Origin of the sequence: Rhodococcus sp. YL-1, assembly GCF_001942025.1 — a bacterium.
GTDB classification, from domain to species: Bacteria; Actinomycetota; Actinomycetes; order Mycobacteriales; family Mycobacteriaceae; genus Rhodococcus_F; species Rhodococcus_F qingshengii.
Window position 1 is genome coordinate 276,201 of sequence record NZ_CP017300.1, and the last position, 26,076, is coordinate 302,276.

Sequence of the window (26,076 nt, forward strand, 5' to 3'; positions counted from 1 at the left end):
CTCTCTCGAGTTGAGTCGGGGCCGCGTTTTTGTCCGTTCAACTATTCGGTGTCGAGGTCGATTCCCATCGACCGCGCTACCTCGACGCCGATGGTGGCAAGTTCGGCGATCGCCTCCGGCTTGATTCCGGCCGTGCGGGACGCTTCGAGCAGCTCGAGTAACGTCGTGAGGCTGGCGTCGACTCCGATAGCGCTAGCAGCGTCGAGCGCAATTCCGGCGGCGATTCCGTCGCCGTCGACGTATGCGGCCAACCCCGCAAGAGTGAGGGCCTGGACTCGGTAGTTTCCTCGTAGGTGCGCGGCGATGGTGCCGAAGGCGTCCGTTGCGGCTTGCGGGCTGATCGTGACGATTCCGATCATGGCGTCGCGGTGGTGCGGGTCCGCTGCCGCGCACAATCCGGCGCGGGCGGCGAGGTCGAGACTGGGGACCTCGAAATTGCGCACGATTGCGGCGATTTCCGTGATCGTGTTTCGTGCGAAGTCCTCGCCCTGCTCGGCTGCGGCGTCGCGGGCTGCGTCCATGTCGGCGGCCTCGTCCTCGCGGTAGCGGGCTTCGATGTCGGCGCGGCTGCTCGACGTCTGACGTCCGCTCATGATTCGGTTCATGCTGACCTCCGACAGGATCGGGTCTGCGGTGCGTCCGCTCTCCTCGCCGGTGATGTCGAACCACTCCGCTCCGATTTCGAGAGACTCGGCGACAAGGGTGCGGACGCTGCGGATTCCCATGCTGTCGAGCTCGCGCTGAGCTGCCTCGATCTGATCGAGTCCGGCGGCGGCTACCGGACCGGCGCCGACGACAACCCAGATAACGGACGTGACTGCGGCTTGCTCGAATGCAACGCGGTAGTGGGTTGCAGCGTCGGCTCCGATGACATCGGTGCGCGCAACGAACGCGAGGGTGACCGGTGATCCGGTGAGAGCGATCATCACGACGGAATTGACGGGGACGAATCCGAGCAATGCCGGGATTGCGGCCAAGACGTCCGTGGCGGTCCTCAAACGGATGTTCTGCATGTCGTTCCCCTTGCTGTGAAAGTGACCGGGCCTCGTGCCCCGCCAATTTTTTTCGCCTTCTGGCAAAGGAGAATCGCGTCGGCATGAGGGGGCCGGAGTGCCACCCCTGGGCCGAGAAAATTTCGGCGGGAGCTTGCGAGTGGCGAAAATTTCTCGGAGCCATCGGCCGGCGCTTGCGCCGCCAGGGGTTGCGCGCAGGTCACCGCCGACGAGAATCGGAAGGCCAGAAGGAGAAACAAATCAACGCTTTTCGCTGGTGCGGAGCGCAGCGGAGTTCATTTCGGGGGGACACCGAAGGTGGCCGGCCGCCGGGCAGGCGTCGCCCGGTCCGGCACTCCGTCGCCAGACCGGGCCGATCTCAGCGAGGTAGCTTCGCTGCATGACAGTAAAGATCCAAAACGGAGCTACCTACACGATGGTTTGTGAAGCACCTGAAGGGTGACATACCCAGGGTTGAGATCGACTGGCGTTGACGACATAGGCGGTCGAGCCTCAAGCTCAGTCATGCTTCAATCCAAGTATCTCCGAGCCAGCGCAGTTGTAGCTGTATCCGCGGCGGCGCTTTTCCTGCTGGTGGAGGGCATTATTCGTGGTGACTGGATCCAGATCTTGTGGATCACTCTGGTTGTCATTGGCTGGATCGCCTGGTGGCGTGACAAGAGCAAGCCAACATCGGTACGAAATGGCCTTGGGTCACGACCCCGGATGCTTGGTCAAGTAGTGGCGAGTGCAGCATTAGGTGTGATCGGGGTCGTGCTGCTGATTACACAAGATGCTGTCTTCACCCGTATCTCTGGTGGTCTCCTCATCGCGTCGTCTGTCTGCTTTGGAGTTGCTCTGTACTACAGATGGCAACCGGGGGAACGAACTCTTGGCCCGCACGTCGACTAGCTAATTTCTGCCTTAGACCTTGTGGATAGTTATGCGCTACTTGGTGTCGTCTCTCATTCGATCGTTTTGGCGCCACTGTGCGGCATTGGGCCTTCGTCAACGACGATCAAGAAGGAATTAGCATCCACACATGCACGTCGACATCGAAGGCACCACCCGGATCGCCCGCCTCGCCGCAGAATTCGACTGGACCTGGGCCGTCGACGACCTCGAACCCTTCTGCGCACAGGCTGGATGGGAGCTCGTTGAATTGGATCAAACCGGCGCCTCGATTCGGACCGGCCTCCGTGTCGGTCGGCCCGAATCGATAATGTTCGGGCGGCAACACAGAATGGATTGGATCTCGATCTTCGTCTCGGACGTGGCAGATGATGCTACGCCCATGACAGTGGTGCGCCCGCTGCTGGACGAAGGGTTCACGAACCTCGATGTGGCATTTACCGCACTCCTGGGAACAGCCACGAGCGCCGAACCCGAACCAAAGGCAGCTCTCCGGTGGGACCTGCCGAAAGCGGTCATTTCACTGCACCTGGGTGTCAATGCGATCGACTTGCGTCTGACGAGTCCGGGGTATCAGGCATGGGTGGATAAGCCCGAACCGGAGTACGAGGACTAGCGATCGAGGTCGGCGAGATCGCATCCGGTGCGGCCAATGTCGACAGATCGATGCGCAATTGAATGGGCTGGCCCGGATTCTGCGGCTACGCGGTGGTTCTCGATGGCACAGGAGTGTTCGACACGCACAGCAACGCTGCTACGCCAACGTCGAAGCCAGCGCACAGCATGGGATACCACTGTGGTAGCCGTGAAGACCCACCTCGATCGTGTCCGTGATCGAAAACTGCATGCCCAAGCCATCCGCCAGCGGTCAGCCGCGCAGCACCCTGTGCCGGCAGAATGCTCGCACCGACATAGACCGCTGCCGTCGCCAACACCGCAATCCACTCACGGGTGAGCACAGCCGAATCCGCAGTACGCCCCAGGTGCGAGATCGGATAGACAACTGCAGCGCCCACCAGCCCCGCGGCATAGACCACTGTTCGATGTGTCGGATTCCGACGAGAGATTGAACGGTCTGCGGCGATGCTCAGAAGGCCACCGGCAGCAAACGCTAGGAAGCGAACGTGCGATCTTTGGCTCACTCGTGTGTTCATTGAGACCACTGAATCAGAACGGTGAATCCGTCGCACGGCTTCGCCGCCGATTGATCGGTTGGGTAATTACGCGCATATTCGGATGTCTCTTATTCGATCGTTAAGCGCACAAATCCGGCGGACGGACAACGGGACTACTACTGGCTTGGCGACAACGGGCAAGAGATCGAACTGACAGACGACGAGACCGCTGAACTCCCCTAGATCCCTGGTGATGGGTGAACATCTGCTGCTCCACGATCGTCTCTACCTTCGGGGCGCTCACCATCGGAATCGGATTCCGTGCGGTGCGGCGGCGCGCTCGACGCGGCCGTAAACCCGATTCACCCGTGAGGGGGCGATCTGTCCGGCGTCGTAGGCGCGGCGGGTCGCGACGGCGAGCAGGGCGACGGCTTCGCGGGCGGCTACTTCGCGCGCGAGGGTGAGCCACCCGATTTCGGCTTGCATCCCTACTGTGCTCGTGGCGGCGGTGATCTTTGCGGTCAGCGTCTCGAGGATCTCGGCGGCCGCCATTCCTGAGGTTGTGATCGCGGGGTACGCGGTGTCGATGGTGTTGCTGTACATCGTGTCGGCGCGCAGCTCGTCGGTGATGGTGCTCATGTCGTTGCCCTTTCGTAGACTTGCGGGGCGACACCGGGCGGCCTCTTACCGCCCGGTGTCGCACTGTGTTTGTGGGGTGCTGCCGTCTAGGCGGCTGCGTTTGTGGGGTGCTGCCGTCTAGGCGGCTGCGGCGTCGTCGGCGTCGGGTTCGAGTGCCTCGGCGAGGGCGTGGACGGTCGCCAGGACTGCGCGGGCAGTGTCGGTGATGACCTCGAGGTCTCCGTTTCCCCATCCGGCGATGTAGCCGATGCTGTAGTCGGTGGTGTCGAGTCCGAGCAGTCCGGCCAGGACGTAGGCGACGGATTCGGCTTCGACTTCGGCGCGGCCTCGGTGCAGCTCTGCGGGGTCAATGTCTCCGCTGGCGTTGCATGAGCGCGTGGGCGGCTTCGTGAATCATCGTTTGCGCGGCTTGGGCGTCGCTGATCGTGTCGTCGACGATGATGCGGCGTGATCCGTCGAGGCTGGTGCGGCCGCTCGTTTCTCCGGCGATGTGCTCGCGGGTGACGGTCCATCCCTGTTCGGTCATCACCTGCGCGATGCGGGTGTAGATGGTTGCGGGGTCGTCCCCTTGTAGTCGGGTGGTGATGGTTTCTGCTGCTTGGGCGGGGTGTCCTTCGATCGGGTCGGTTTGGGCGATGTCGAACACGGACAGGATCGGGAACCGTGCTGCGCGGCGGGTGGTTTCCTCGCCGGTCTCGGTGTCGGTTTCGGTGATCTTCTTGGTCGAGTAGCCGAAAATCTTGATCGACTTTTCGCCCTTGCGGACCTGTCGTCCGAGTTCTTGCCACTTGCGGAATCCGGCGACCTGGCTGGCATCCGGGGCCTGCGAGAAAATCAACATGACGTTGTTGAAGCTGTACGCGTGGAACGCTGCTGCGGCGGTCAGGTAGGCGGCCCATGCATCGGTGTCGGTGAGCTGGGCGACCTTCGCGGTGATGCTCTCGTGCAGTGCGGCGGCCTGCTCGCGTCGCGCTGCGCTCTTGTCTGCCGTGGTCTTCGCACCCATAACTTTCAACCTCCGCTGATCCGGTGGCGTCCCCCTGCTCGGTGGCCGCCATTTTTTTGCCCTGCTGGCAAAGGAGAATCACGTCGGCATGAGGGGGCCGGAGTGCCACCCCTGGGCCGGGAAAATTTCTCTGCGAGCGTGCGAGTGCGGGTTGAGAAAATTTCTCGGAGCCCTCGGGCCGGCATCGCCGCCAGGGGTTGCGCGCAGGTCACCGCCGACGAGAATCGGAAGGCCAGAAGGACAAACAAATCAACGCTTTTCGCTGGTGCGGAGCGCAGCGGAGCTCAATTCGGAGGACACCGAAGGTGGCCGGCCGCCGGGCAGCCAACACACCGCCGGTAACAGGCCAGGCGTTCGCACCTCCTACTCGGGCGGCTGGCGGGGTGATTGTGCGGGAGCGACGGAGGCCGGCCACGCTTGGTGTCGCGGTAGCTCTGATCAATCTTGGATTGAGATTTCTCGCCACAGTATCGAAGTTCATTCGATGATGATTCACCGGCTTTAACATAATCCGATTGCATTCTTTCCGCTTATCGATACACATTATCTCCGGGCAATAACTTTAATGGCGTTTAATGCGCGTTCTCATTTTCCCTAACGTCGCGGGGATGCTCGGCATGTAGTACTGTAATGACACCTACCGGAGCTGTGACCTGCTGGTTCGGCGCCCACACAGGGGGCTACCGGAATTGGCTTGGCGCTGTTATGGTTGGTTTCCGTTCACGGGCCTCGTGATCGGTTCATAACCAGATTGATTGGAAGGAACGCCACACATGTGTGCTTTTTCTGTCGATAGACAATTCAACTGGATCAATAGGAAGCGGGAAAGATATGAGCGACGGTTATAGAGAAGATATTAGTGAGGGTGCGGCCGGTCGATGGGGTTGGACACGTTGGTGGTCCAAGGTCGAGCGGTCCAAGGTGGTTACTGGCGGCGAGAAGACAATTTTGATGATTGACCTGCTGATACAGGGTCTCTGGTGGTGTCTCCGGCCGGCAGTGGAAGCGCTGGTATCCGCAGGTCCAGATTTGGTCGTGTTCGTCGTCCCTGTGCTGGTGGGTGCGGGATTTTCGTTCTTCGCGGCGTGGGCTGTTTTCGGGTTGTTGATGCTTGTTCGGTGGTTGATTAGGAAGTACTGGCCGGCTCGGCAGCAACGCCTGTAGTGATTTAGTCGCGGTTTGATCGCAGGGTGAAGGGCACGTCGCCGCCGGGTTAAGCGGCGGCGGCGCGCTTCTCTCTGGTTTTCAGGTTACGTGCGAGTGTGTCTGACACGAGTCGGAATCTGTCCTACGGTGGGTTGATGAATCAGTCAACGCCGGTGACGCAGCCGTGTTTAGAAGTGATCTCGCCGGGCGTTGGGTGCGGTGGGGTGTGGGTGTCGATGCCAACTGTGGTCGGCGGTTCACAGCGTTCGGGGAAGTGTGAGACGTGTGGGAGTACCCGGCGGACGCCGAACGTGCCGACAGTTTCGTATGTCGTCGATGCGGCTGACCTGCGCTGACTCCGCGCAATCGCGAGGGTCAGTCTCTGCCGAGGTCGTGTTCGCGTTTCGGTGTGGCCGGCCGTTTCGGTGTGGTGTCTTCGGGGGCCGCGCTGCGGGCACGGTGCGTGGGTGATGCGGGGAAGCTCATGCGGGCGCGGTTGGCGATGTCGCTGAGTTCGTTGGGGTTGTAGGGTTCGCGGTTTCCGCTGCGTAGGTGCTCGATCATCGCTTTGTGGTGCTCGGCTACCTCGAGGTGGATGACGTTGCCTTGAGTTTTGGCGAGGGTGGGTGGTTCGGTGTTGTTGCGGTGTACGCCGGGGGCGAGGACGTCGCGGAGTGGTGTGTGGGTTGCTTCCATGGCGACGTAGCGGGCTGCTTGTACTGCGGAGGCGTGGACTTTTTGCCAGTCGATGGTCCAGCCGGAGGATTTGAGGAGTTCGTCGAAGAAGACTCGTTGTGTGCGGGAGTTGCCGTCTCGGAATGGGTGCAGGACGGTGGTTTCGCCCCAGTGGTAGGCGAGTCGGTCGACGGCGCGGTCTTTCGGGAGTCCTTGGGGGAAGTTGTCTTTGGCGATTCCGCGGAAGATGAATGCGGCTTGGTTTTCGATGTGTTCGGGTCGGCAGTGTGGGAGGTTCATGCCGACGGCGCCGGTGTCGCGGGTGCGGAGGGTGCCGGCCCAGTCGTAGACGTCTTGCAGGATGAATTGGTGGATCTTTTTCAGGTGTTCGAAGTCGAAATTGCCTGCGATGGGCTGTGTTTCGAGTTGCAGGATGCGCTGATAGGCGGCTGCTCGTTCATCCTCGAGGAGTGCTTGGGGGTCGGTGTGCCCGAGTTTGTTGATCAGGACCCCGGTTTCGGGGTCGACGTACGGGTCTTTCAACTGCGGGCAGCTCGGCGGCGGCGGTTTTCGGCGAGGACGAGTGCGACTGCTTCGTCGCCGGTGATTTCTCCGCGTAGTTGCCGGCGTCCGATTTCGATGTCGTAGTCGGTGGGTTCCATGCCGGCCATGCGGTGGCCGGCGGTGGCGGCGGCGATGGCTCGGTCGATCTGGGCTTCGGTCATGTGCGACTGTGCGTTGCGTGCAGTGGTCACCGGTGCTCCTTCGTCGACTCGGGCGAGTGTGGTGGTGCGCGGGGGAGCTGCGCACCGTTCTCTATTCTACCTGATCATTGCCTGTTTCCTGCGGTCAACAACGGTTGTGGGGCGGTGTTCAGAACAGAGTGTTTTGGGTTTGTGCGGCTGCGTTGTCGGTGCGTTTCTCGTAGGCGGCTGCGAGGGTTTGCGCGGCGGTGGGGCTGCATCCCATTTCGGTGCCGATTTCGTCCCAGTCGGCACCGTGGTGGTGCAGCTGCCAGGCGTCGTGCTCGTCGTCGTTCATGTTCTGGGTTCCTGTCTGCTCGTCGAGGGCGACCTTCGGAGTTTGGCCGCTTTCAGGAAGCTGTAGGTCGAAAGGGCGAGTAATCCGACTCCGGCGATGAGGGTTCGGCTGGTTCCGATGGTGAAGTCCAGGGCTGCGACGGCGAGGGCGAGGACACCGAAGATGCTGTGTTTCACCACCCCCGGCCTGCTGATTCGCTGATCTGGCTTGTCTGGAGTGTTCATGCTCGGCCTTCGCGGATGGCGGCGAGGCGTTGGGAGGCTGCGCGGCGTTCGCGGCCGATGCTGAGCAGGTGCTCGAACAGTTGGTCTTCGGGGAGTTCTTCGGCGGCTTGGGCGAGGGATCGTGCTGCTTCGCGGAATCCGCGGCGGTAGGCCTGGGTGAGGACTGCGGCGATGTTGTGCTCGAGTTCAGCGGACGGGACGCCGATGGTGGTGATGTCGGTGAGTGCTTTGGTGAGCTGTTTCCCGAGGTGCCCGCTGGTGCGTCCTTCCTGCTGCAAGGTGGTGAAGACGTGGGCACTGTTGTGAGGTTTGCCGGCAGTGACTAGCTCCTCGATGGCGGTGAACAGTGCTGCGTTCACGGGTCGGTAGAAGTCGGCGCTGGTCAGAGCTGCGACGGCACGCTTCGCACTCTCGGCCGGCGCCCAGAGCAGCGAGCAGAGGAGTTGAGCCTCGACGTCGAGGGCGGTGCTGTATTCGTCGATCTCGCCTTCGTTGTCGGTGAGGTCGTCGAAGTCGGGGACGGTGGCCAGTGAGAGTGTCACGTCGGGGTCCTTGCTGTCGCCGGTGGGCATGGGAGGTCAGGGTCGCGGTGAGGTGAGTTGCCGGTGGCTGCGCAGGATCTCGGCGGCTGCGCGGAGGTTGCGGGCTGCGTCCTCGAGGTGAGTTGCGATGTCCTGGTCATGGCCGGCAACAACTTCGGCGGTGTCCGTGCCGGGGGCGGTGTAGAGGGTGTGTAGCTCTTCGCGTGCATCACTGATTCCGGCGAGGGAGTCGTCGAGGGCGGCGAGCATGGTGCGGAGTTTGCGGTCGACGGATTCGCTGTCGCGGCGGAGCTCGGCGTCGAGTGCGCGGTCGACGAAGTCTGCATCGGGGGTGAAGGTGAATGCTGCTGCGGTCATGGTGTCCTCCGTAAGTTGTTGGATGGTCCGGAAGTGCTGGGTGTGGCTGATGGTGTCCTGCCTTATGTGGCTCGAAACGAGTGGCCGCCCAGCGCTTCGGGACGCCCTGGCTGCTGATTGAAAAATGTGCTTCGAGTGCTGTTTACGGAGATGACGGTGGGGTGTTCCTCGGGCCTGATATGAGTAGGCGACATGGAGGAGCGATGAGAGAAACTCACACCCACGCATGGGTTGGAATCGACGCCGGCAAGGGCCATCATTGGGCGGCAGTGGTCGACGAAGCAGGGTTGATCGTGTGGTCGCACAAGATCATCAACGACGAGACCGCGATATTGCACGCGCTGAGCGAAATTCTGGCCTTGGCCGACGAACTCCATTGGGCGGTAGATATTTCCGGTACCTCCTCGACGTTGTTGCTTGCTCTTCTCGCCGCGCACGGACAGAGTGCGGTTTACGTCCCTGGTCGCACCGTCAACAGGATGTCCGGCGCGTATCGAGGGGAGGCGAAAACCGATGCCCGCGATGCCTATGTGATCGCGGAAACTGCTCGACACCGACGCGATCTGTCTGTGTTGATTCCACCGGCCCAGCTGGCCGCGGAACTCGCGCTTTTGACCTCGCATCGGACCGATCTCGTCGCTGACCGAGTCCGGCTGATCAACCGTCTGCGTGACACTCTCACCGGTGTCTTTCCTGCGCTCGAGCGGGCTTTCGACTTCGGGCGTCACAAGGGCGCGTTGGTGTTGTTGACCGGTTTCCAGACGCCGCGCGGCATTCGGCGACGCGGACGCGTTCGTTTGAGCTTGTGGCTCGGTAAACGTGGGGTACGCGGGGCGGACGGTGTCGCCGAGATTGCGTGGGAAGCGGCGTCCGCGCAGAATGTGGTCCTGCCTGGTGAGGCTGTTGCGGCGCAGTTGGTGGCCGATATCGCCGACAGAGTCCTCGCAGTGGACGTCCAGCTTGCTCGTCTCGACGCGCAGATCGGTGAGACCTTCCGCCGCCATCCACAGGCTGCGGTCATCGAATCCATGCCCGGTATCGGTCCGATCCTCGGCGCGGAATTCGTTGTCGCTGCCGGTGATATGTCGGCGTACTCCGATGCCGGTCACCTCGCCTCGGCAGCGGGGTTGGTTCCGGTCCCCCGCGATTCCGGCCGCCGAACCGGCAACATGCACCGACCCAAACGCTACAGCCGGCGACTGCGGCGCGTCTTCTACCTCTCCGCTCAAACCTCCATCATCAAAGATGGACCGAACCGCGAGTTCTACCTCAAGAAACGAAGTGAAGGAATGAGACACGTTCAAGCGGTGATCGCCTTGGCCCGTCGACGAGTGAGCGTGATCTGGGCATTGTTGCGCGACGACCGACTGTTCGTCGTTGATGCACCCGCCGTCCGAACTGCTTGATTTCCTCATTGAAACTCGTTTCGCTGGTGAAAGTGTGTGGTCAGGCGGCCGGGGTGAGCTTGGAGATTTCGTCGGGACGGAATCCACTCCAGTGGTTTTCTCCTGCGACGACGACGGGGGCTTGCAGGTATCCGAGACTCATGACGTAATCGCGGGCCTGTGCGTTTTCGGTGATGTCGATGACGTCGTATTCGATTCCCGCTTTGTCGAGTGCGCGGTACGTGGCATTGCATTGCACACATGCGGGTTTGGTATATACGGTGATCGCCATTGTCATTCCCCCTTGTCGGTGATTCTTTATTGATTTCATTCTATCGAACAATGCGATATAAGCCAATACTTTCTCGGGTATTTCTTCGATTAGTTTCCGCGTTAGCTAATGGCATCTTCAATCATTTTACGCATTCTTTCACTAATCCAAACCATGATGTACACAGCTGCTTCCATGCGCCCTACCAGCATTTTTGCCCCTCCCCCGGTATGTGCCGATATTCTGGTCTCGGCGGGAGTGAATCAAGGTGAGTGTAGGAAAAAATATCGTAGCGCCGTTGTTCGAGTGTGCGAGTGCGCGTGTGGATATTATTTCTGGAGCGGCCTTGATGCGCGAGTGTCGGGATAGAAGAATGTTCACACCGGGGCGGGTCGGTTCCTTTTCCTTGCGCTTTTGTCGTGGTTCGTGGCCGGCGGCCGGGTGCTTTCTTGTGTGTCTGTGGTGGTGTCCGTATTCCGCCCTTCCGGTCCGCCGGTGGCTCTGACCGCCGGCCGGGGGCGGAAGGTGCGGGGCGGAAGGGCGGACGGTCCCCAGCCCTTTCGGGCTGGGGATCGCCGCTTCATCGGGTCAGTCGATCGCGACCTCGTCGAATGTGAGCTGTCCGGTGATGATTTCCTCGACGGCGGCGAGGGTGTAGCCCTGTTCCATCAGGAAACTGAGGTACTGGTCGGCGTTCTTGGGCTTGGATCGCCATGCGTCTTTGACCATGCGGGACTCTTGCGCGGCGATCACCAGCGCGAGGAGCAGCACCTGAGCGCGAGCCTCGGACACCTTCGCCACTTGCTCGGCCAACTCTCGGCCGGGGTAGTAGCCCTTGAATCCGAGCAGCTCACCGAGTGATTCCGCTGCCTTGTATTCCGAGATCAGTCCGGGATCGCGGGCGAGGGTGGTCGCGACGTAGGCCGCTGCCGTTTTCGGTGGGGTCTTGCGGGCGAGCAAGGTTGTACGCAGGAACTCGCGGCGGACGGTGGTCGCGGCCTCGGCCTGCTTGTTCAACTCGCGGACTCGTCGCCGTTCCTGCTTGTCCTTCGCTTCCTGCTCGCGCACTGCCCTAGCTGCCTCGGCGGGGCCGTTTCCGCTGCCACCTCCGGCGGCGGGAACCGCGTCGATGATCGGGCGTGGCTCGAGTCCTGCGCCTTCCTGGTCGATGCACCAGTATTCCGGTAGGTATTCGGGCCGGTAGTCGACGGTGTTGGCGTGCCGTAGCCCTTCGTCGGGTACAGCGGAATCGTCGTCTTCGGTGTCCCAATCGACGTCGTCGTAATCGACGCGCTCGCCGGTGGCTTTGTCGAAAAACGCGTCGTTCAATCCCAGGAACACTGCCCAGAACTGCGGGGCTGCGTCGATCATGTCTTGGGTGACCTCGTCGCCGTCTGTGGTGACCAGGTCGAACGGGGACGGCACCTCCTCCCCGAAACTGATGTGATCGTGCGGAAGAATCGTAAATCCCTTCTCCTCGAACGGGGCTGCGGCGAGGGCGTACGCCTCCCGTTCTTCGCGCAACCCGCGTAGTCGCTCCGCTACGTGGTCGAAGTCGTAACGCTCGGTGGTCAGGAGCTTTTCGACGGCTTCGGTGTCTCCGGCTTCCTCGAACTCGGCCACCACTGCCGCGTGTGCGAGGTCGAGCTGTCCGGCGTCGAGGGCGGCGCGGGCTGCCTCGGCTTTCCCTACCGCCGCCTGGGCTTTCACATCCTTTTTGTCCATCGCGAGGGTCTTGGACACCTTCGTGATGGATGCGCCGAATTCGAGCATCTGCGCCACTCCTCGGGTGTGCTGAGCTGCGGTCAGCCCTTCGCGGTGCCGGTTGGCGGTGATCTGCTTGCCGATCCGGTCGACGGCTCGGGCCTTGTCGCTGCCTGCGGTGTCGGGGTAGATCACGACAGGGATGCTGGCCAGGCCGGTTTCTCGGGCGGCAAGGGTGCGGCGCTGGCCGTCGCGGACGACGATCGCGCCGTCTGCGGTCCGGACGGCGCTGATCGCTTCGAGTACTCCGTTTTCGCGGATGGATTCGACAAAGTCGGGGGTCTGCGACAGATCGACGCTGTCGCGGACGTTCTCGCCGATGTCGAGGGCGTCGGGGTGCAGCTGCGCGACCTCGAGTGCTGCGGGGACGGTGTGTGTTGCGGTCATCGTGTTACCTCTCGTAGACTTCGGAACACGACACCGGGCAGGTACCAACTGCCCGGTGTTGTGTTGTTTCCGTAGGGTTTTCAATCTCAAGCGGTCGCCGGTTCCAAGATCACTTGATCGGCCGTGGGGTGGCGCTCTCGGCAGCTATCGGCCTCGATGTGTGCGTCCATCAGGTCGGAGGCGTGGCCGTGGTAGTCGAGCGCGATGAGCAGCTCCACGAACACGTCGATTTCGGAGCAGCAGTTGTGCTCGACGACGCTGGCGAGATACTCGGCTGTCTCGAACAACTTCGCCCACGCATCCGCTTTCTCGCAGATGTTGTGTAAGTCGTAGCCGTACATGGTTTTCCCTTTCGGTTGGGTTGGCGTTGCCGGTCATGCGGCGAGCAGTTCGGAGGCGACTGCGAGGGCGTTCTCGGCGTTGGTGAGGTGGCCGCTTCGGACGCGGCCGTGCGGGAGCCTGTTCGCGTGCGCGAGTTCCGCTGCGGCCCAGGTCACCAGACTGCGAACCTGCTCGTTGCGCTCTTCCTCGCTCAACGGGCGGGGGGCGGTTTCCTCGAGGTTGATGATTGCGGTGCTCATGTCGGCTCCTTTGCTGGTTACTGGTGGTCGGTTAGTTGGTGGGGGTGGCGGCGGCGTCGATGTCCTCCTCGGTGTGTCCGGCGTCGCGGGCGGCGGCGCGGGCAGCGGCGAAGGCGTCGACCAGGGCGGTGATGTCGGTGAACCCTTCGCGGTTGGGGTCGAACATCGCTGTATCGAGGGCTGCGGTTGCCGAGGTAACTGCGGCCAGTGCGGGTGCGGGTGCGAGGGCGGGGGTCTCGGTGCTCATCGGTTGGTTTCCTTTGCTCAGAGTTGGGGTGGTTGTCGTTACTCGGCGTTGACGCACTGCGCGGCGTCGTCGTGCATGCGAGGGCAGGAGTAGTCACCGCACCCGCAAGTCAGTCCGGCGTAGTGGCTGGTTGCCGCGCTGTAGTCGCCGCCCTCGGTGTAGTCGTAGCCGTCGCTCATCGGTGACCTTTCGTTCGTGGCTGGGGACCAATCCCGTGCCCCGCCAATTTTTTTGCCCTTCTGGCATAGGAGAGTTGGACCGGCATGAGGGGGCCGGAGTGCAACTGGTGAGCGGAAGAGTTTTTCTGCGAGCGTGCGAGTGCGGGTTGAAAAAGTCTTTCGAGCCGAAGGCCGTAGCGAAGCGGAGTCAGCGGTTGCGCGCAGGTCACCGCCGGTCAAAATCGGAAGGCCAGAAGGGAAAACAAATAGAACGCTTTTGCAGACGGAGCGAAGCGGAGTTCTCTTCGGGGGACACCGCAGGTGGCCGGGCCGCCGGGCAGGCGGATGCAGTAGCTGATCCGACCGGCCGGGCTGCGTAACGAGCAATCCTTTGATCCCTGTACGCAGGCGTGGCGCGGTTCTAGAGTGGATTCCGTCGGGCCACCTCTGGCGGTTCGGTACGGCATGTGGGTCTCCGCATCGCGAGCGGACGACGTTCGAAAACCCCCGATCCATCGGCTTCCCGGTCGGGGGTTTAAACAGTGCAAGAGAGGGCAACACCCTCGTCGCGGCGGTGGAACTCGGACACACGGTCCGCCGCGCGGACCCGCCTACCGGGTGTCATTTCCCCGGGGGTGGGTCACCTGAACTGCGCATCGTCAGACTGCAACGGTTCGGTGCGCACGGCTCACCGACAGTGCGCTCACAGTCTCGCTTTTGTCGGTGAGCTCCAGGTCCTCGTGTCAGACCCGCCATTCCCAGCCGAAACACATGTGCACCCAGGAGATATTCACCCCGGTGCTTCGGTGACGGCGTCGGCGGTCACGAGCATGTCGATCTCGACGAGGTTGGTTCCGCCGGCATCGGTGACGCGCACGGTTACTCCGGCCAGCCATTGACCGTCGTGCATTTTCGCCCAGTATCTCAAGATTCCGTCGAGGTATCCGGACATGTAGAGCGCGGAGGTTTTCACGCGCATGCTCACATGATCGGCGCGTGAGGCTCCTCCGCGCCCGAGTGGGAGCGCGCGGCCTATGTCGACTCTCACTGCCCTCGGTGGGTCGAATGTCCTGATCACGGGGTGGTCGGGCCAGCGTTCGGTCCAATGGTCGGTATTGATCACTGTGCTGCCCTCAACGGCGGTGTCGCGGCGAGGCTGTTGTCGTCGACGGTCACCCAGCGGAGTTGTCCGCTCTCGTCGCGGATCTCCATACGTCCGGTGCGTTGTTGGAATCCTTTGCCGGCGGCCGCGACGTCGAGCCGAATGCCGGTCACTCGCCCTCTCCCCGCTGTCAGTCCTGTGTATCCGGCGACTCGGGACGAGATTCGCAGATCCGGGCCGTCCCATTGCCCTTCTGTCACGATGAGCAGCGATCCCTTACTTCTCGCACGTGCAGCGACCGCTCGTCCTCGTGAGGGCGTTACAGCGCCACCAGAGAGCCCCAGGACAACGGCGTCGAATCCCTCCAGCAGAATTGCGGCGCAGTCGATTCCGGCGTCCGTCGGCTGAGGGACGAGGGCGAGCTTCGCTAAATCTCCGCCTTGCTCGTGGAAGGCGAGGAGTCCGAGTCCGGGCATTCCGATCACGGCGACGTGGCCGCCGGCGGCGGTGATGGTGGCGAGAAGGCCGATCAGGACCGATGCTGCGCCGTCGACGCTGACGACGGTTCCGCGAGCCAGTCCCCCGCGTGGGAGTAGGTCACCGATCGCAGTAGGGGCGGGAAGCATCCGGAGGGTTGATTGCGCGGTGGCCACGATCGGGATCGGCTCGCGCTCACCTACGGGTTTGAGCATCACCGACGGCGTAGCGGGTTCGGTGCCGTCGGAGCGGGCGGGGATCGAGGCCATCTTGCGGCGTAGCTGTTCGAGCTTTTCCGCCTTGGTCAGCACTGTTGTTGCTGATGAGTGGGGCTGTTGGTTCATCGTCGCCCCCGCTTTCCTGGAGATCCGCGCGTACGTCCCGCACACCCAGGGTACTCGAACACAAGTTCGATAAAAACAGGTTCGGGAGTGACGGGGCTTTACGCCGGTCGGGCCACTGGCTCGAGCAAGCTCGGATCATTGTTTCTCGGAGAGTTCACAACGGTCGAGACTTCGTACGGTTCGAGGTGCGGCTCCGGAACGGTTGTTAAGGCATGTAAGGCAAGTAAGTGCCCGGTGGAGCCTTTGGTGATTGTTGGGACTGTCAATATGTGCCTGGTTGATGGCGGCCAGCGAAACACCCTGTCTATCAACCCAAGACAAGAAAGTACTGAACGCGCGGAGTTCGCCTCGATCGAGATAGGTGTCCCCGACCCCTCCACCGGGACGTGAAAGCCGGCGCTCCCCAACTCGTAGCGGGGTTCAGCGAATGGACAGCTTCGTTATCCGCGCGGGGACCCTGCTTCCGGTCCCGCGGTGTGGGACTACCCGGCGCCCACGTCCAGGGCGAACGACCACGCCGTGGTCAATGCCAGACCCGCCATTGCGTTCGGTCTCCGCCGAGGTGTCTCACGCTGCGCGACACGTCCCGGGGACCGGGTCTTTTCGCTGCACGATGGGTCTCCGCATACACCGATCTTGGAGGAACAATCATGGGTAGGTTGCAGGGCAAGGTAGCGATCATCACCGGCGGTTCACAGGGCATGGGCGCTGCGACCGCACGGGTCATGGCCGCAGAGGGGGCGCACGTCGTTGTCGCGGACGTCGCCGAGTCCGAGGGCAGGTCCGTCGTCACTTCCATCGGTGACGTCGCGTCGTATGCCTCTCTCGACGTCAGTAGTGAAGACAACTGGCGCGCAGTGGTTTCAGATGTTGTTGACAGGTACGGGAAGGTCGACATTCTCGTCAACAACGCGGGTATCCAGTACTTCGCCGGCGTCGGCGAGGTCGAGCCGAACCGGATCACGTCGTTGCTTGCGGTCAACGTGCTCGGCCCCATGCTCGGTGTGAAGACCGTGACCCCAGTCATGAACGCTGCAGGGAGCGGGGTCATCGTGAACATCTCGTCAGTCGACGGACTCCGCGGAGTCAACGGGCTCAGCGCCTACGTCGCTAGCAAATGGGCGATCCGGGGATTGACCAAGGCCCAGGCGTTGGAGCTCGGGCCGACGATCCGCGTCTGCTCGGTCCATCCCGGTGGTGTCGACACCCGCTTGGGGAACCCGGCGGGCGAGACCGGCGAGGACCTGCAGAGCCACTACAAGAACATTCCGCTCAGACGAATTGGCCTACCGGAGGAGGTCGCCAGGGTGACCGCGTTCGTGGCGAGCGACGAGGCCTCCTACGTCACTGGCGCGGAGATCGCTGTCGACGGCGGCTGGGCAGCCGGCATCTACCACCAGGGCCTGCCCGGCGCCCCCTGAACTCGATACCGAACGCCTCTCATTCGCTAAGGAGCACCATGACAACCAGTGACGAGATCCGACAGGCGGTCACCCGCTATCTGAGCGCAGCCGCCTCCGAGGGCGGCGCGAGCATCGCCGAGCTGTACGCCTCGGACGCAACCGTCGAGGACCCGGTGGGCACGACACCGCATGTAGGAACCGACGCCATCGCCGCCTTCTACGACTCGGTCCACTCCACGGCCCGGACAATCGAGCTGCTCACGCTGCGTATCGCCGGCGATACCGCCGTGTTCCACTTCCGCGTCGTGACGGTGGTCAACGGGCAAACCATCTCCGTCGAACCCATCGACGTGATGACGTTCGACGATGACCTGCGAATCACGAGCATGCGGGCGGTCTGGGCGCCCGGCGACATCGTCGTCACCTAGAGGGGTACGCGCAGTATCGCGCGCAGTGAGAGTGCCGCAGGCACGTCCGTCGACTAGCACGCGACGACGGTCCGAAGGTTTCTTCGCTGTTCGGCCCGCTTCGCGGGTGCCGTAGTCGATCGCATATCTGACGTACTGAGAAGCTGATCGGCCACGGACCTCCCGATCAGTGGTCTCCCGTGCTCGTTCCTGCGGGCGCACCGCCTACGGTGAGCCCTGGATAGCGCGAGAGAAACGGAGGCGACATGGTGTCCGTCGCGAACCTCCTGCCGGACATCGCCGCCGCAGCGGCAGAGACCGAGCGTACGCGCAGGCCCGCGGACAACGTGATGGCCTCGCTCGCGGCGGCCGGAATCTTCCGGATGATGCAGCCGCGCGCGCATGGCGGCGCGGAAGCAAGCCCGATCGACACCTTTTCGACGATCCGGGAGATCTCATCCGCATGTGCGTCGACGGGATGGATCGCGGGAGCGATGTGCCTGAACTCCTGGATGCTGCCCCAATTCGGAGAGTCGGCGATGACCGAGATCTGGGGCGAGGATCCGAGCGCGCTGATAGCCGGCGCCTATATCCCTACCGGGCAACTGCGTCCCGACGGGCCGGACTATCGCCTGTCGGGGCGCTGGCGCGCGATCACAGGTGGACATCACTGCCACTGGCTGATCGTCGGCGTATTGATCCCGAACAACGAGGGCATAATGTTTCGCCATGCCCTCGTGCTGGTCCCGAGGGCAGATGCCACGTTCGTCGACGCAGCCGGGACGGTAGGACTGGCCGCGGTCGCAACCCACGACGTGATCATCGAGAACGTCCTCGTTCCCGCGCATCGCGTCTGCTCACCGAGCCGACGAGCGGATGTGGACAACACGAGGCACCTGCGGTCGCTGCCCGCCCTCTACCGCCATTCGGTCACCGCGCTGTACTGCACGGCAGTGATGGCGCCGCTGATCGGCGCCGGACAAGGCGCGTATGCAGCGATGCTGGACCAGTGGAACGTCGCGAACACCCTCACCCGGACAGCCGACCCGATAACGGCGCTACAAGGCATCCACGACGAGCTCGGCCGCGCCTCGTTCGAAATAGACACCGCCGTGCTCCAGATGGAACGCGATCTCACCGATCTACATGCCGTCGCCAGTAAGGCAAAGCAAGTGCCTACCGAATTATTCGTCCGCGTGCGCCGCAATCAGGTGCTCTCCGTCGAACTGATGAGCACCGCCGTTGACCGCTTGGTGAAGATTGCTGGGCGCCGGGGAATGGCCGTCGGCCACCCCGTCCAGCGTGCCTGGCGTGATGTTCACACCGGTGCCACAAATCGAGCGAACCGGGAGCCAGATGCCGTCGCCTTGTTCGCCCGGTGCGTGCTGGGGTTCGATGTGGACCACTCAGAGACGACGCCGGTCATCTGACTTGCCTCGCGTAAGACGAAACGAGACCGCAATGACCTTCAGGTCAGAACTGTGTGACGAGGAACCGAGCGGCCGACTGTCCCCGGTGTTGAGCCGTATGACCGCCGTCATCGCCGCGTTCGACGACCCGGCAGAGCAGCTACAGATCGGCGTGATCGCTGAACGAGCCGGGCTGCCGAGATCGACCGCCCACCGCTTCGTCGACCAGCTGATTCAGTTGGGCTGGCTCCGGCGAATCCCTGATGGATATATCCTCGGCCCGAGAATGGCAGGCATCGGTGCCCACGGCGACCACACCGATTTGCGAGCCGCCGCCGCACCGTTACTACACGCCCTCCATCACGAGTCCAGCGTCGTGGTCCACCTCGGTGTCCTGCACGGCGATCACGTCGCGCTGCTCGACAAGCTGGGCGGGAGCGCCGCCGCGACCATCCCCACGTGTGTCGGAGACCAGCTTCCCGCGCACGCCACAGCCCTCGGCAAGTCGATCCTTGCCACACTGACACCCGAGGACGTCGACATGATTCTGCCGACCCGACTCGGATCGCGGACCGCCAGGACGATCACGAGTTTGAACGCGATGCACGCCGAACTCGCTCGAATCCGTTCCCGACACGGAGTCTCCTTCGACCGGGAGGAGTCCGCTGTAGCGGTGAACTGCATTGGTGTGCCACTTCAGTGCGCCGACGGCACACCCGCCGCAATATCTCTCAGTGCCCGCGCCCCGCTCGATGCCCTCACCAGGATGAGCCCGTACCTTCGGGACACCGCGCACCGCATCGGATTGAGATTTCGCCGCCGCGCGCAGCCGGAACACACCCACGAACCGGCCGTCGGCATATCCGAGGTCGATCTGACGATGATCCGCCTGCTCCACACAGTCGACCCCGACGACTGGCTGTGACGACATACGGACCCGGACCCCGTCTGACTCTCACCGGATGAGAGCGCGGATTGACCGCCGCACGCTGCGACGAAGCGATCACCGGCTGCCACCATCCGTCGGATGGACGCCGCCGGTGGAATCCATCCGACTGGCAAGTCCCACTCGGCGCGACACACAAGGACCCTGCACCGTCCGAATCGGCACGATAAGCCCCATCACAGACGATCGCGCCACTCGGCAGGATCGCAGCGCCACTATCACCCGCCGCCACGCAGCGGAACGAGGAGACCGACATGTTCACATCCAGCGACGACGAACGAGAAATCTACCGCGGCATCGTCCGATTCGCCCGGGCCATGGACGAGCGGAACTGGACCGAGATCGAGGCGATCACGACGAAAGACGCCACCGCAGACCTCGGAACGGGACCACTGGCGAGCCGCGCCGAGATGATCGCGCTGATCCGCACCTTCCTCGACGACTGCGGACCCACCCAGCACCTGGTCGCGAACATCCTGATCGACATCGAGGGCGACACCGCACGCAGCCGCGCATACGTATCGGACATGCACCTGGGCACAGACGATCTCGACGGCCAGTTCTTCCGCACCCTCGGCGACTACCACGACCAATGGGCAAAGACCCCCAACGGCTGGCGGATGACGCACCGCACCAAACACAACCACGGCAGCCTCGGCTCGCTAGCGGTTCTCGGACCCGGACCCGCAAACTGGGAAGCATCGTCAGAATAGGGCCGCATGCTTCTTCTCCGTTTCGTATGCGCATGTCAGAACAAGCGGGTGGCACGGTAGCCGTGGGTGATCTGTCAGCGTCAGAGAACCACACCTGCCCGGATTCGACCTACACCGGTCACACACCCCTCTCCCAGCCACTTCACGCGTCCGTGAGGCCCGTCCGGCGCGGTGTTACGGCTGAACGGATCGAACCTCGCTCTCGGGTGGCCGCAGATGGAGCAGATCCTCGCCCGCCCGGCGATGCGGGAATCCTGACCTCTCGTCGAGCGCGAAGGCCCAGGACGTCCGTCAGTGGACCGGTTCGAGCAAGCTCGGATCGTTGTTCCTCGGAGAGTTCACAGCTGTCGAGACTTCGTACGGTTCGAGGTGCGGCTCCGGAACGGAATTGATCATCGCCTGGACTTCACCTTTGTCGGTGAGTGTCGGGTTGAGCCAGTGTTCCCAGAATGATTCGGGCAGAATCAGCGGGGATCTGTCGTGTATGTGTCCCGTGGCATCGGTGGCTGGCCGAGTCAAGACTGTGCAGGTCCATACCCATTTGTTCGGATCGTCTTCGGGCAGTTCGGGATCGGGCCACAACTCGTAGAGTCCGGCCATTGCAAGGATGTCGTCCTCGCCGTGGAGGAAGTACGGAATCTTCGATCCTGCTTCACTTTTCATCCATTCGTAGTATCCTGTAGCCGGGATGATGGCCCGCCGTTTGGTGGCACTACTTCTGAATGAGGGCTTCTCCGTGACGGTTTCGCTGCGGGCGTTGATGAGCTTGGATGCCATCTTTCGATCTTTGGCCCAGGCAGGCAACAGTCCCCATTGGACGGTCCGGAGCTGGCGCTGTGGCTCGGCGTCGGGTTCCTCGTGTGGGGTTCGTTCGAGGATCACCCGGACAGGTTGGGTGGGTGCGACGTTGTAGGACGGTGGGAGTTCGTCGCCGACGGTCTGCATGGTGTCGAAAAACGACTGTAATTCCTTATCTGAGCTCTTGCTTGCATAGCGCCCACACATGGCCTGACCTCCTCGTAATCGTTTCCCGTCCCATTGAACAGCGTGGGTACGACTTCCGCGCCAAACGCCGTGTGATGATCTCTGCGAGTACGTCGTCGACTGTCACGGAAGGGGAAGTGCGATCACCAGCCCTCGGCCGGCGCCTACCGACGTCGCTTTGGCGATCGTGGCCGCAACGGTCCTCGGCGTCACGGTCGGAGTTCTCCTCGCTGACGTGGTGGCCGGCGTCGCAGTCGGAGCCGGTACCGCAGTGGTCTTCCGCTTCGTGTTGCGGACGATCATCCCCCGAAAATGACCGCCAGCTCTGGTCAGCGGATCGGAATAACTCTGCGGCAGTGTTCGTTGTAGAGGCTGTCGGTGTTCGGTTCTTTGCCCCGGGTACCACCCCAGAAATGCCGCTTCGAGCGGCCACTTGCCGAGAGGCGCAAGACGGGCACCGACTCTGTGAAGCCGCTGGACACCTTTCGGTGCCGGCGGCTTCGTCATATCTACCAGGGCGTCAGTAACACTGTGTGCCTCCGAGCTCGCATGGAATCACCCCGGAGAGCGCTATCCGCCATTCCCACGGCAATGGAAGCCACCAAATCCAGCCGCCTGCGATCATCTGAAAGCCTCCTCGAATGCATTGTCACTCTGGATCAGTGTCGGCCGGGGAGGTCGACTGGCGGATGTGCAGTATTCGAAACGTGCGGTATTCACTTGGGAGCGATCAGGCGTCCGCAAGCCCGCCGACAGGTGTAGTCATCTCGGGCGTGTCCGCAACAGGCGTTGTGTGTTCTAGTTGGTTCCATGGACTGGGTGGGTAGAGAGTTGTCTACGGCCGCGATGCTCGGAGCAACTACGGGCGCTGCCATCATGGTTCCAGTTGTCGGTCGCACCGGATTTTTGCTGCCCGCAATCATCGGCGCGGTAGTAGGGCTGCTCGTCGGGTTGGGTGCGGTCGCTGGCGGACGGTACGCGCTAGCCACTGCACGTGTGTGGCCAGCGCGTAGCCACCGCTCGTGGAAGCACCGATTTGCATTGTGTTCGACTGTGGCCGTCCTTTTGATTGTCGCGGGCGCATTCATCTGGGCGATCGCCGCTTCAGGCGAGTTGTCACCGCAAGGCGCGGGGTTCCCTGGAACCGTCTTTGTCTTGGTCGCGGTACTCGCAGTGAGTTACGTATGCGCGTATGGATTCGCTCCATGTGCGCCTACAGGGCCGAAGATCGACGAGTGACTCTCGGTGCTCGAGATCGCGGTGCGAGCGCAGAGGACGTGAGTGCACCGAACACGTGTCGGACAGGCAGGTGCACCGGCTGAGCGCGCCCGCACACCGCGACGTCCGTCGGGTTCAGTCGTTGCGACGGAGGTCGCGGCCGCGACTTACTATCGCGGTAAGCGTGTAGCGCTAGGCAGAGATTTCGGCGGCGGTGTGAGGAAGGGGTCTGGATGTTCGGTTGGAAGAGGAAGCGTAACGGTTCGAAGATGTCGCTCGACGGCGTGATGGAGAAGCTCAGGCCTGACCTGAGTCGGGAATCGCTCGGCGTCGGGCCTGACTTTCCGGGTATCGCCCCGAATCCGTTCATGAGCAGTGGCGCGATGAAACGCATGGCGGAGTTGCGTTCGGGGGCACTTGCGCTGGGCGTCCTCGTCGACTGGCGGGAGGTCAACAGCAATCCACGCGTGGTCCTGATGTTCGACGTGGAGACCTCCGACGGCATCTCGTTCCGCGGTATCGCAGACGAAAGCCTCACGATCACCGAGCTCACGCGACTCGCCCCAGGACAGACGTTGCCCGTGCGCTACCGGCCGGCCGTCATGGACCACTACGTCGCCCTTGCCCGGGACGCGGACCCCGCCCACGTGCAGCAGCTCTCCGACGAGATTGCGAACCGCAAGCGGACCTGACGCGAAGCCGCCGCCGAGCAACGGCCCGAAGCCAGGCACAAGAGCAATCACCCCTGCGTGCCGGTGGTGACAGAAACCCGCCCCGATCGAGAAATTCAACTCTCTCAGCTCAACATCCAGATCAATCCGTTGCGTGAACCGACCGTCGATGCGGCGACCTCTTGCCCAGCCACCCTCTCCATTGCTCGTTGCCGTCTCGATCGCACTGCGCGGCAATGGAGCGTCGATGGTTTGGCGAATGCGGGCGCCGCGGCTACCGAGTACCGGCACTCTGCTTTCGGCGGGCGGCTTCCGTGCTACCCCAGATTCGTCGATCGTCGCCGTCACGAAAGGTCACCCCGACCCCTTCGATGCCCCAATTGATATTTGTGACTTCGCCGTCCTTGTCCGAACCACTATTGGAGGTGGTTGTACCTACCGGGCCGACTTCGACGACACCCCAATCGTCGGGCAATCTAATCCTCACACCCTCGGCGTCGCAATCGTGCAGCATGGCTTGATCCAATGCTTCCACCGGAATCTCGGACTGCACGTCGCACCTCGACAGCGACTCGTATCCCGGCTCGATTACTTGTGGCTCCGGCCCACAACCGGCAAGCAGACACGCCAGTCCGCAAGCTGTCGACACTGTCACGAAGCGTGGGGAACCCTCCCGCGCAGCAGCAATTCCGAGCATTGTGACCCTCCTTCTTTGCGCACCAAGTGATGAATCTGTATCGGATAACGGCACCTTGACTGGCGGGTGTGCAGCATTCGAAAACGCGCAGTATTCCTAGCTTGCGTCGTCAGGGAATCCTGATGCCGGATGCGGCAGCTGCTTGCGCTTCCGCAGTAACGCGATAATCGTGAGGAATACACCGAAGACGATGCCACCAACAGCAGCGCCCGTCGTTGGCAACAGCGCCGCCGCATTCGCGACGTCGAACATCGGTGGAGCACCGTAGATCTCCTCTCGCGGAAGACCGTCGGGCCCGAAGTCACTGAATGAAGGGTCGACGATCATCCTGAAATGCAGCTTGGGAGGGTCACGCCGGGAACGCCATGCCAGAACCGCTCCCACGATGGCTCCCGACACAATCGGAGCGGCCACGAGATGACCAGGCTTGAACGGCCGTGCGGAATGGCGGCTGATCCAACAGCCGAGGAACGCGACGGCGACACCCGTCATCACCGAGAGAGCCGTTGCGAGTGATGTGATCCGCCACCAATCAGGGCCCGAGACGTACTGCATGTAGTCGTACGTGCGGATATATCCGATATCGCCTGGATCACCGGGCGGCGGCGGGTCAGCATCTATCAGCAGCCGTGGGACCGCGTACCGCCAAACGAGGGCGACGGCAAGACCTGCAAACGCGGAGGCAATAGCTGCAACCACAACCCACCACAGCATGTCCTGTGGGCGTCTGACGAAGAGTGACATACAGAGAGTGTTGCCGATCGCACATGACCACGACACAACAGTCCGCGGTCGGAACCACCGACCGGGGAGCGCTGGCGTATCAACTGAACTAGCGAATACACTGCGAGCAGACGACAGTCCCTGGCCGCGGTGATGACGCTGGCCCCTCTGCTGGCACTCCCCGGCGCATCGCCCGGATGGGAAACGGATGCAATCGCCTTTCTTTGGCTCGTTTCCCGGTGCCGAACATTTCACGTTCCCCCAACGGATCGCTTTTCTGCGTAACACATCCCAGCTGAGAACACACCGGTCCTCGGCCGCCCTCAATACTGAATCGAGTGAAAGAATATGAGCACCAACATAATTACTGTCGGCGCGGAGCGATCGATCATCGAGAACATGCTCGACCGGAACCGCGAAGCGCTGATCAATTCCGTTCGCGGACTCTCTGAAACCGATGCCCGTCAACGACTCGTAGTGTCGCTGACGACACCGATCTCCTTGATCAAGCATGCCGCTGCCGCGGAACGGATCTGGTTCCAACGGTTTTGGGCGGGACTCAGTGAATCTGAATGCGATGGATACTCCCGCCGAGATGAGGGCACCTTCGACGTAGCCGACGACGAGGCGCTGGCAGATGTCATCGCCGAGTTCGAGCGCGCTAGCCAGCGGTCACGTGAGATCGCCTCCCGCTTCGCCCTCGACGACATTCTGGACATTCCGCGAGAAGGGATCGTCAGCATGCGATGGACGCTACTTCTGATGATCCAAGAGTTCGCCAGGCACGCAGGTCACGGGGATATCCTCCGTGAACAGATTGACAAGCCGCTACTTTGAGAGGGCATGGCCTCAGCTAACTCCCACGGGGTCGCGACGAGCATGTTCGTCCTGCACAGCAGCATCCTGTCGGCGTCGTCCTGCAGGGTTTCTCACCGCTCGCGCCTGGCCCGGCAACAACCATGTGGATCAAGGCAATGCAGATCACCCCCCGTGCGGTCTCATCCGACTTGTGAGCCCATGCGACAGCGACGAGATTCCGAGCCTTGCCCGCGTCATTCAACAGCACAACCCGGAGCGGAACTCCTCTCGCCGCCATCTCGAACAGGGTGCCTCTGTTTTTCGGTGACGCCAGGTGTCACCGATCCATACTCAACACCCATCAAATGCGGCGTTGCATCAGATGCAACATTGATGCATCTGTTCTGCGGCACCTTAAATCACACTTCGGATGCAGTCGGCACGTCCTCAGCTAGCTCAGGATTCCTGCGCCAACAGCAGCCGCAACCTACGCCCTATGTTGCATCTGTATCGAATAAAGGCACATTGACGTCATCGGCGGTCTTGTCGATACGCATACCTTTGAATGCTGGGTGTCTGAGTCCGCCGCCGGTGTAAGACCGGTGGACGGTAGGTATTCGAACCTTGCGCTATTTGTTTGATCTTTGCCCTTGGGGTGCCGCCCCTGGCATCTGTTCCTGCGAAGGAAACACACATACGGCCCCGAACATGCTTCAGAACCGACACTCAGTCGAGCATCAAC

The 26,076-nt window shown here is 62.3% G+C and carries 32 protein-coding genes and 1 pseudogene; 12 read left to right on the forward strand and 21 right to left on the reverse strand.

Translation table 11 applies throughout. The features are described from left to right. Positions 1–41 precede the first annotated feature (41 nt). A complete protein-coding gene (locus BH682_RS31005; RefSeq protein ID WP_075835799.1) occupies positions 42–1,013 on the reverse strand; it encodes a DUF4192 domain-containing protein in 972 nt (323 codons plus the stop codon). 1,021 nt (positions 1,014–2,034) lie between these two features. Between BH682_RS31005 and BH682_RS31015 the strand changes: the two genes are divergently transcribed. Continuing rightward, entirely contained in the window at positions 2,035–2,520 is a 486-nt protein-coding gene (locus tag BH682_RS31015) for a DUF6301 family protein (RefSeq protein WP_075835804.1), read from the forward strand. A 799-nt stretch (positions 2,521–3,319) separates the two neighbouring features. Here BH682_RS31015 and BH682_RS31025 read toward each other — a convergent pair. Further along, entirely contained in the window at positions 3,320–3,658 is a 339-nt protein-coding gene (locus BH682_RS31025) for a hypothetical protein (RefSeq protein WP_075835809.1), read from the reverse strand. 168 nt (positions 3,659–3,826) lie between these two features. Here BH682_RS31025 and BH682_RS37225 point away from each other — a divergent pair, with 168 nt between their 5' ends. Then, positions 3,827–4,030 (forward strand): hypothetical protein, encoded by a 204-nt coding sequence (locus tag BH682_RS37225; protein ID WP_233272494.1) that lies wholly within the window; start codon positions 3,827–3,829, stop codon positions 4,028–4,030. Here the strand turns inward: BH682_RS37225 and BH682_RS31030 are convergent. The 7 genes from BH682_RS31030 to BH682_RS31060 form a co-directional block, all read right to left on the reverse strand. Further along, entirely contained in the window at positions 4,005–4,664 is a 660-nt protein-coding gene (locus BH682_RS31030) for an ArdC family protein (RefSeq protein WP_233272493.1), read from the reverse strand. The genes BH682_RS37225 and BH682_RS31030 overlap by 26 nt on opposite strands. A gap of 1,521 nt (positions 4,665–6,185) precedes the next feature. Continuing rightward, positions 6,186–7,028: a Fic/DOC family protein gene (locus tag BH682_RS31040; protein WP_075835814.1), complete on the reverse strand. Its 843-nt coding sequence runs from the start codon at positions 7,026–7,028 to the stop codon at positions 6,186–6,188. Beyond that, the gene (locus tag BH682_RS31045) at positions 7,025–7,240 is read right to left on the reverse strand and encodes an antitoxin VbhA family protein (RefSeq protein WP_075835818.1); all 216 of its coding nucleotides are present in this window, start codon (positions 7,238–7,240) and stop codon (positions 7,025–7,027) included. Before BH682_RS31045 ends, BH682_RS31040 begins: the two co-directional genes overlap by 4 nt. A gap of 118 nt (positions 7,241–7,358) precedes the next feature. Beyond that, the gene (locus BH682_RS36495) at positions 7,359–7,526 is read right to left on the reverse strand and encodes a hypothetical protein (RefSeq protein ID WP_198174637.1); all 168 of its coding nucleotides are present in this window, start codon (positions 7,524–7,526) and stop codon (positions 7,359–7,361) included. After that, positions 7,523–7,750, reverse strand: a complete 228-nt coding sequence (locus BH682_RS31050; protein ID WP_075835820.1) for a hypothetical protein — start codon at positions 7,748–7,750, stop codon at positions 7,523–7,525. Before BH682_RS31050 ends, BH682_RS36495 begins: the two co-directional genes overlap by 4 nt. Further along, positions 7,747–8,322 carry a DnaB-like helicase N-terminal domain-containing protein gene (locus tag BH682_RS31055; RefSeq protein ID WP_075835822.1) on the reverse strand — a complete coding sequence of 192 codons (576 nt, stop codon included), beginning with the start codon at positions 8,320–8,322 and terminating at the stop codon, positions 7,747–7,749. Before BH682_RS31055 ends, BH682_RS31050 begins: the two co-directional genes overlap by 4 nt. Before the next feature lie 6 nt (positions 8,323–8,328). Further along, positions 8,329–8,649, reverse strand: a complete 321-nt coding sequence (locus BH682_RS31060) for a hypothetical protein (RefSeq protein WP_042925375.1) — start codon at positions 8,647–8,649, stop codon at positions 8,329–8,331. A 203-nt stretch (positions 8,650–8,852) separates the two neighbouring features. Between BH682_RS31060 and BH682_RS31065 the strand changes: the two genes are divergently transcribed. Further along, positions 8,853–10,055, forward strand: a complete 1,203-nt coding sequence (locus tag BH682_RS31065) for an IS110 family transposase (RefSeq protein WP_064074586.1) — start codon at positions 8,853–8,855, stop codon at positions 10,053–10,055. 40 nt (positions 10,056–10,095) lie between these two features. Here BH682_RS31065 and nrdH read toward each other — a convergent pair whose 3' ends face one another. From nrdH to BH682_RS36855, 9 genes and pseudogenes are all read right to left on the reverse strand, one after another. Continuing rightward, positions 10,096–10,326: a glutaredoxin-like protein NrdH gene (gene nrdH, locus BH682_RS31070; RefSeq protein ID WP_042925377.1), complete on the reverse strand. Its 231-nt coding sequence runs from the start codon at positions 10,324–10,326 to the stop codon at positions 10,096–10,098. Between the two features lie 567 nt (positions 10,327–10,893). Next, positions 10,894–12,456 carry a ParB/RepB/Spo0J family partition protein gene (locus tag BH682_RS31075; protein WP_075835825.1) on the reverse strand — a complete coding sequence of 521 codons (1,563 nt, stop codon included), beginning with the start codon at positions 12,454–12,456 and terminating at the stop codon, positions 10,894–10,896. A gap of 86 nt (positions 12,457–12,542) precedes the next feature. Next, a complete protein-coding gene (locus tag BH682_RS31080; RefSeq protein WP_021334482.1) occupies positions 12,543–12,797 on the reverse strand; it encodes a hypothetical protein in 255 nt (84 codons plus the stop codon). Between the two features lie 33 nt (positions 12,798–12,830). After that, entirely contained in the window at positions 12,831–13,037 is a 207-nt protein-coding gene (locus BH682_RS31085; RefSeq protein WP_075835828.1) for a hypothetical protein, read from the reverse strand. A gap of 31 nt (positions 13,038–13,068) precedes the next feature. Next, entirely contained in the window at positions 13,069–13,284 is a 216-nt protein-coding gene (locus BH682_RS31090) for a hypothetical protein (RefSeq protein ID WP_075835830.1), read from the reverse strand. A gap of 38 nt (positions 13,285–13,322) precedes the next feature. After that, complete coding sequence (locus BH682_RS36500; protein ID WP_198174638.1) at positions 13,323–13,463, reverse strand: hypothetical protein; 141 nt, start codon at positions 13,461–13,463, stop codon at positions 13,323–13,325. Between the two features lie 769 nt (positions 13,464–14,232). Continuing rightward, positions 14,233–14,421 carry a hypothetical protein gene (locus BH682_RS36850; protein ID WP_232354259.1) on the reverse strand — a complete coding sequence of 63 codons (189 nt, stop codon included), beginning with the start codon at positions 14,419–14,421 and terminating at the stop codon, positions 14,233–14,235. Between the two features lie 140 nt (positions 14,422–14,561). Beyond that, on the reverse strand, positions 14,562–15,332 hold the full coding sequence (locus tag BH682_RS31100; protein WP_442800539.1) for a hypothetical protein: 771 nt from the start codon (positions 15,330–15,332) through the stop codon (positions 14,562–14,564). Between the two features lie 131 nt (positions 15,333–15,463). After that, positions 15,464–15,574 (reverse strand): annotated as a pseudogene (locus tag BH682_RS36855) (SOS response-associated peptidase); the annotation flags it as partial. Between the two features lie 441 nt (positions 15,575–16,015). Between BH682_RS36855 and BH682_RS31105 the strand changes: the two are divergent. The 5 genes from BH682_RS31105 to BH682_RS31125 all read left to right on the forward strand — a co-directional run bounded on the left by BH682_RS31105 (position 16,016) and on the right by BH682_RS31125 (position 20,243). Continuing rightward, complete coding sequence (locus tag BH682_RS31105) at positions 16,016–16,786, forward strand: SDR family NAD(P)-dependent oxidoreductase (protein WP_075835835.1); 771 nt, start codon at positions 16,016–16,018, stop codon at positions 16,784–16,786. A gap of 38 nt (positions 16,787–16,824) precedes the next feature. Then, positions 16,825–17,196, forward strand: coding sequence for a nuclear transport factor 2 family protein (locus BH682_RS31110; RefSeq protein ID WP_075835838.1), 372 nt, complete (start codon positions 16,825–16,827; stop codon positions 17,194–17,196). A 245-nt stretch (positions 17,197–17,441) separates the two neighbouring features. Further along, entirely contained in the window at positions 17,442–18,605 is a 1,164-nt protein-coding gene (locus tag BH682_RS31115) for an acyl-CoA dehydrogenase family protein (RefSeq protein ID WP_075835841.1), read from the forward strand. Positions 18,606–18,636: 31 nt separating this feature from the next. After that, positions 18,637–19,509: an IclR family transcriptional regulator gene (locus tag BH682_RS31120; protein WP_158171175.1), complete on the forward strand. Its 873-nt coding sequence runs from the start codon at positions 18,637–18,639 to the stop codon at positions 19,507–19,509. Positions 19,510–19,784: 275 nt separating this feature from the next. Next, a complete protein-coding gene (locus tag BH682_RS31125; protein ID WP_075835844.1) occupies positions 19,785–20,243 on the forward strand; it encodes a nuclear transport factor 2 family protein in 459 nt (152 codons plus the stop codon). Between the two features lie 291 nt (positions 20,244–20,534). Here the strand turns inward: BH682_RS31125 and BH682_RS31130 are convergent, their stop codons facing one another. Further along, the gene (locus BH682_RS31130; RefSeq protein WP_075835847.1) at positions 20,535–21,248 is read right to left on the reverse strand and encodes an SOS response-associated peptidase; all 714 of its coding nucleotides are present in this window, start codon (positions 21,246–21,248) and stop codon (positions 20,535–20,537) included. 157 nt (positions 21,249–21,405) lie between these two features. Here BH682_RS31130 and BH682_RS36510 point away from each other — a divergent pair, with 157 nt between their 5' ends. The 3 genes from BH682_RS36510 (at position 21,406) to BH682_RS31140 (ending at position 23,137) form a co-directional block, all read left to right on the forward strand. Then, positions 21,406–21,543, forward strand: coding sequence for a hypothetical protein (locus BH682_RS36510; RefSeq protein ID WP_198174639.1), 138 nt, complete (start codon positions 21,406–21,408; stop codon positions 21,541–21,543). 494 nt (positions 21,544–22,037) lie between these two features. Continuing rightward, complete coding sequence (locus BH682_RS31135) at positions 22,038–22,466, forward strand: hypothetical protein (RefSeq protein ID WP_157127671.1); 429 nt, start codon at positions 22,038–22,040, stop codon at positions 22,464–22,466. Positions 22,467–22,678: 212 nt separating this feature from the next. Then, on the forward strand, positions 22,679–23,137 hold the full coding sequence (locus tag BH682_RS31140) for a hypothetical protein (RefSeq protein ID WP_075835852.1): 459 nt from the start codon (positions 22,679–22,681) through the stop codon (positions 23,135–23,137). 253 nt (positions 23,138–23,390) lie between these two features. Here the strand turns inward: BH682_RS31140 and BH682_RS31145 are convergent, their stop codons facing one another. Both BH682_RS31145 and BH682_RS31150 read right to left on the reverse strand, forming a co-directional pair. Then, a complete protein-coding gene (locus tag BH682_RS31145) occupies positions 23,391–23,813 on the reverse strand; it encodes a hypothetical protein (RefSeq protein WP_157127672.1) in 423 nt (140 codons plus the stop codon). Positions 23,814–23,909: 96 nt separating this feature from the next. Then, on the reverse strand, positions 23,910–24,557 hold the full coding sequence (locus BH682_RS31150; RefSeq protein ID WP_157127673.1) for a hypothetical protein: 648 nt from the start codon (positions 24,555–24,557) through the stop codon (positions 23,910–23,912). A gap of 327 nt (positions 24,558–24,884) precedes the next feature. On the opposite strand from BH682_RS31150, the gene BH682_RS31155 reads away from it, so the two are divergent. Continuing rightward, positions 24,885–25,373 carry a DinB family protein gene (locus BH682_RS31155; RefSeq protein ID WP_075835858.1) on the forward strand — a complete coding sequence of 163 codons (489 nt, stop codon included), beginning with the start codon at positions 24,885–24,887 and terminating at the stop codon, positions 25,371–25,373. The last annotated feature ends 703 nt before the right edge of the window (positions 25,374–26,076 follow it).

Coding starts and splice junctions, on each gene's coding strand:
- BH682_RS31110 (WP_075835838.1), top strand. CDS start 16,825: ATGACAACCAGTGACGAGATCCGACAGGCGGTCACCCGCTATCTGAGC.
- BH682_RS31130 (WP_075835847.1), bottom strand. CDS start 21,248: ATGTGTGGGCGCTATGCAAGCAAGAGCTCAGATAAGGAATTACAGTCG.
- BH682_RS36850 (WP_232354259.1), bottom strand. CDS start 14,421: ATGCGCGTGAAAACCTCCGCGCTCTACATGTCCGGATACCTCGACGGA.
- BH682_RS31125 (WP_075835844.1), top strand. CDS start 19,785: ATGTTCACATCCAGCGACGACGAACGAGAAATCTACCGCGGCATCGTC.
- nrdH (WP_042925377.1), bottom strand. CDS start 10,326: ATGGCGATCACCGTATATACCAAACCCGCATGTGTGCAATGCAATGCC.
- BH682_RS31060 (WP_042925375.1), bottom strand. CDS start 8,649: ATGACCGCAGCAGCATTCACCTTCACCCCCGATGCAGACTTCGTCGAC.
- BH682_RS31050 (WP_075835820.1), bottom strand. CDS start 7,750: ATGAACACTCCAGACAAGCCAGATCAGCGAATCAGCAGGCCGGGGGTG.
- BH682_RS31120 (WP_158171175.1), top strand. CDS start 18,637: ATGACCTTCAGGTCAGAACTGTGTGACGAGGAACCGAGCGGCCGACTG.
- BH682_RS31055 (WP_075835822.1), bottom strand. CDS start 8,322: ATGCCCACCGGCGACAGCAAGGACCCCGACGTGACACTCTCACTGGCC.
- BH682_RS31065 (WP_064074586.1), top strand. CDS start 8,853: ATGAGAGAAACTCACACCCACGCATGGGTTGGAATCGACGCCGGCAAG.
- BH682_RS31030 (WP_233272493.1), bottom strand. CDS start 4,664: ATGGGTGCGAAGACCACGGCAGACAAGAGCGCAGCGCGACGCGAGCAG.
- BH682_RS31090 (WP_075835830.1), bottom strand. CDS start 13,284: ATGAGCACCGAGACCCCCGCCCTCGCACCCGCACCCGCACTGGCCGCA.
- BH682_RS31080 (WP_021334482.1), bottom strand. CDS start 12,797: ATGTACGGCTACGACTTACACAACATCTGCGAGAAAGCGGATGCGTGG.
- BH682_RS31015 (WP_075835804.1), top strand. CDS start 2,035: ATGCACGTCGACATCGAAGGCACCACCCGGATCGCCCGCCTCGCCGCA.
- BH682_RS31145 (WP_157127672.1), bottom strand. CDS start 23,813: ATGCTCGGAATTGCTGCTGCGCGGGAGGGTTCCCCACGCTTCGTGACA.
- BH682_RS31150 (WP_157127673.1), bottom strand. CDS start 24,557: ATGTCACTCTTCGTCAGACGCCCACAGGACATGCTGTGGTGGGTTGTG.
- BH682_RS31075 (WP_075835825.1), bottom strand. CDS start 12,456: ATGACCGCAACACACACCGTCCCCGCAGCACTCGAGGTCGCGCAGCTG.
- BH682_RS31085 (WP_075835828.1), bottom strand. CDS start 13,037: ATGAGCACCGCAATCATCAACCTCGAGGAAACCGCCCCCCGCCCGTTG.
- BH682_RS31005 (WP_075835799.1), bottom strand. CDS start 1,013: ATGCAGAACATCCGTTTGAGGACCGCCACGGACGTCTTGGCCGCAATC.
- BH682_RS31105 (WP_075835835.1), top strand. CDS start 16,016: ATGGGTAGGTTGCAGGGCAAGGTAGCGATCATCACCGGCGGTTCACAG.
- BH682_RS31155 (WP_075835858.1), top strand. CDS start 24,885: ATGAGCACCAACATAATTACTGTCGGCGCGGAGCGATCGATCATCGAG.
- BH682_RS36495 (WP_198174637.1), bottom strand. CDS start 7,526: ATGAACGACGACGAGCACGACGCCTGGCAGCTGCACCACCACGGTGCC.
- BH682_RS31140 (WP_075835852.1), top strand. CDS start 22,679: ATGTTCGGTTGGAAGAGGAAGCGTAACGGTTCGAAGATGTCGCTCGAC.
- BH682_RS31115 (WP_075835841.1), top strand. CDS start 17,442: ATGGTGTCCGTCGCGAACCTCCTGCCGGACATCGCCGCCGCAGCGGCA.
- BH682_RS36500 (WP_198174638.1), bottom strand. CDS start 13,463: ATGAGCGACGGCTACGACTACACCGAGGGCGGCGACTACAGCGCGGCA.
- BH682_RS31025 (WP_075835809.1), bottom strand. CDS start 3,658: ATGAGCACCATCACCGACGAGCTGCGCGCCGACACGATGTACAGCAAC.
- BH682_RS31135 (WP_157127671.1), top strand. CDS start 22,038: ATGGACTGGGTGGGTAGAGAGTTGTCTACGGCCGCGATGCTCGGAGCA.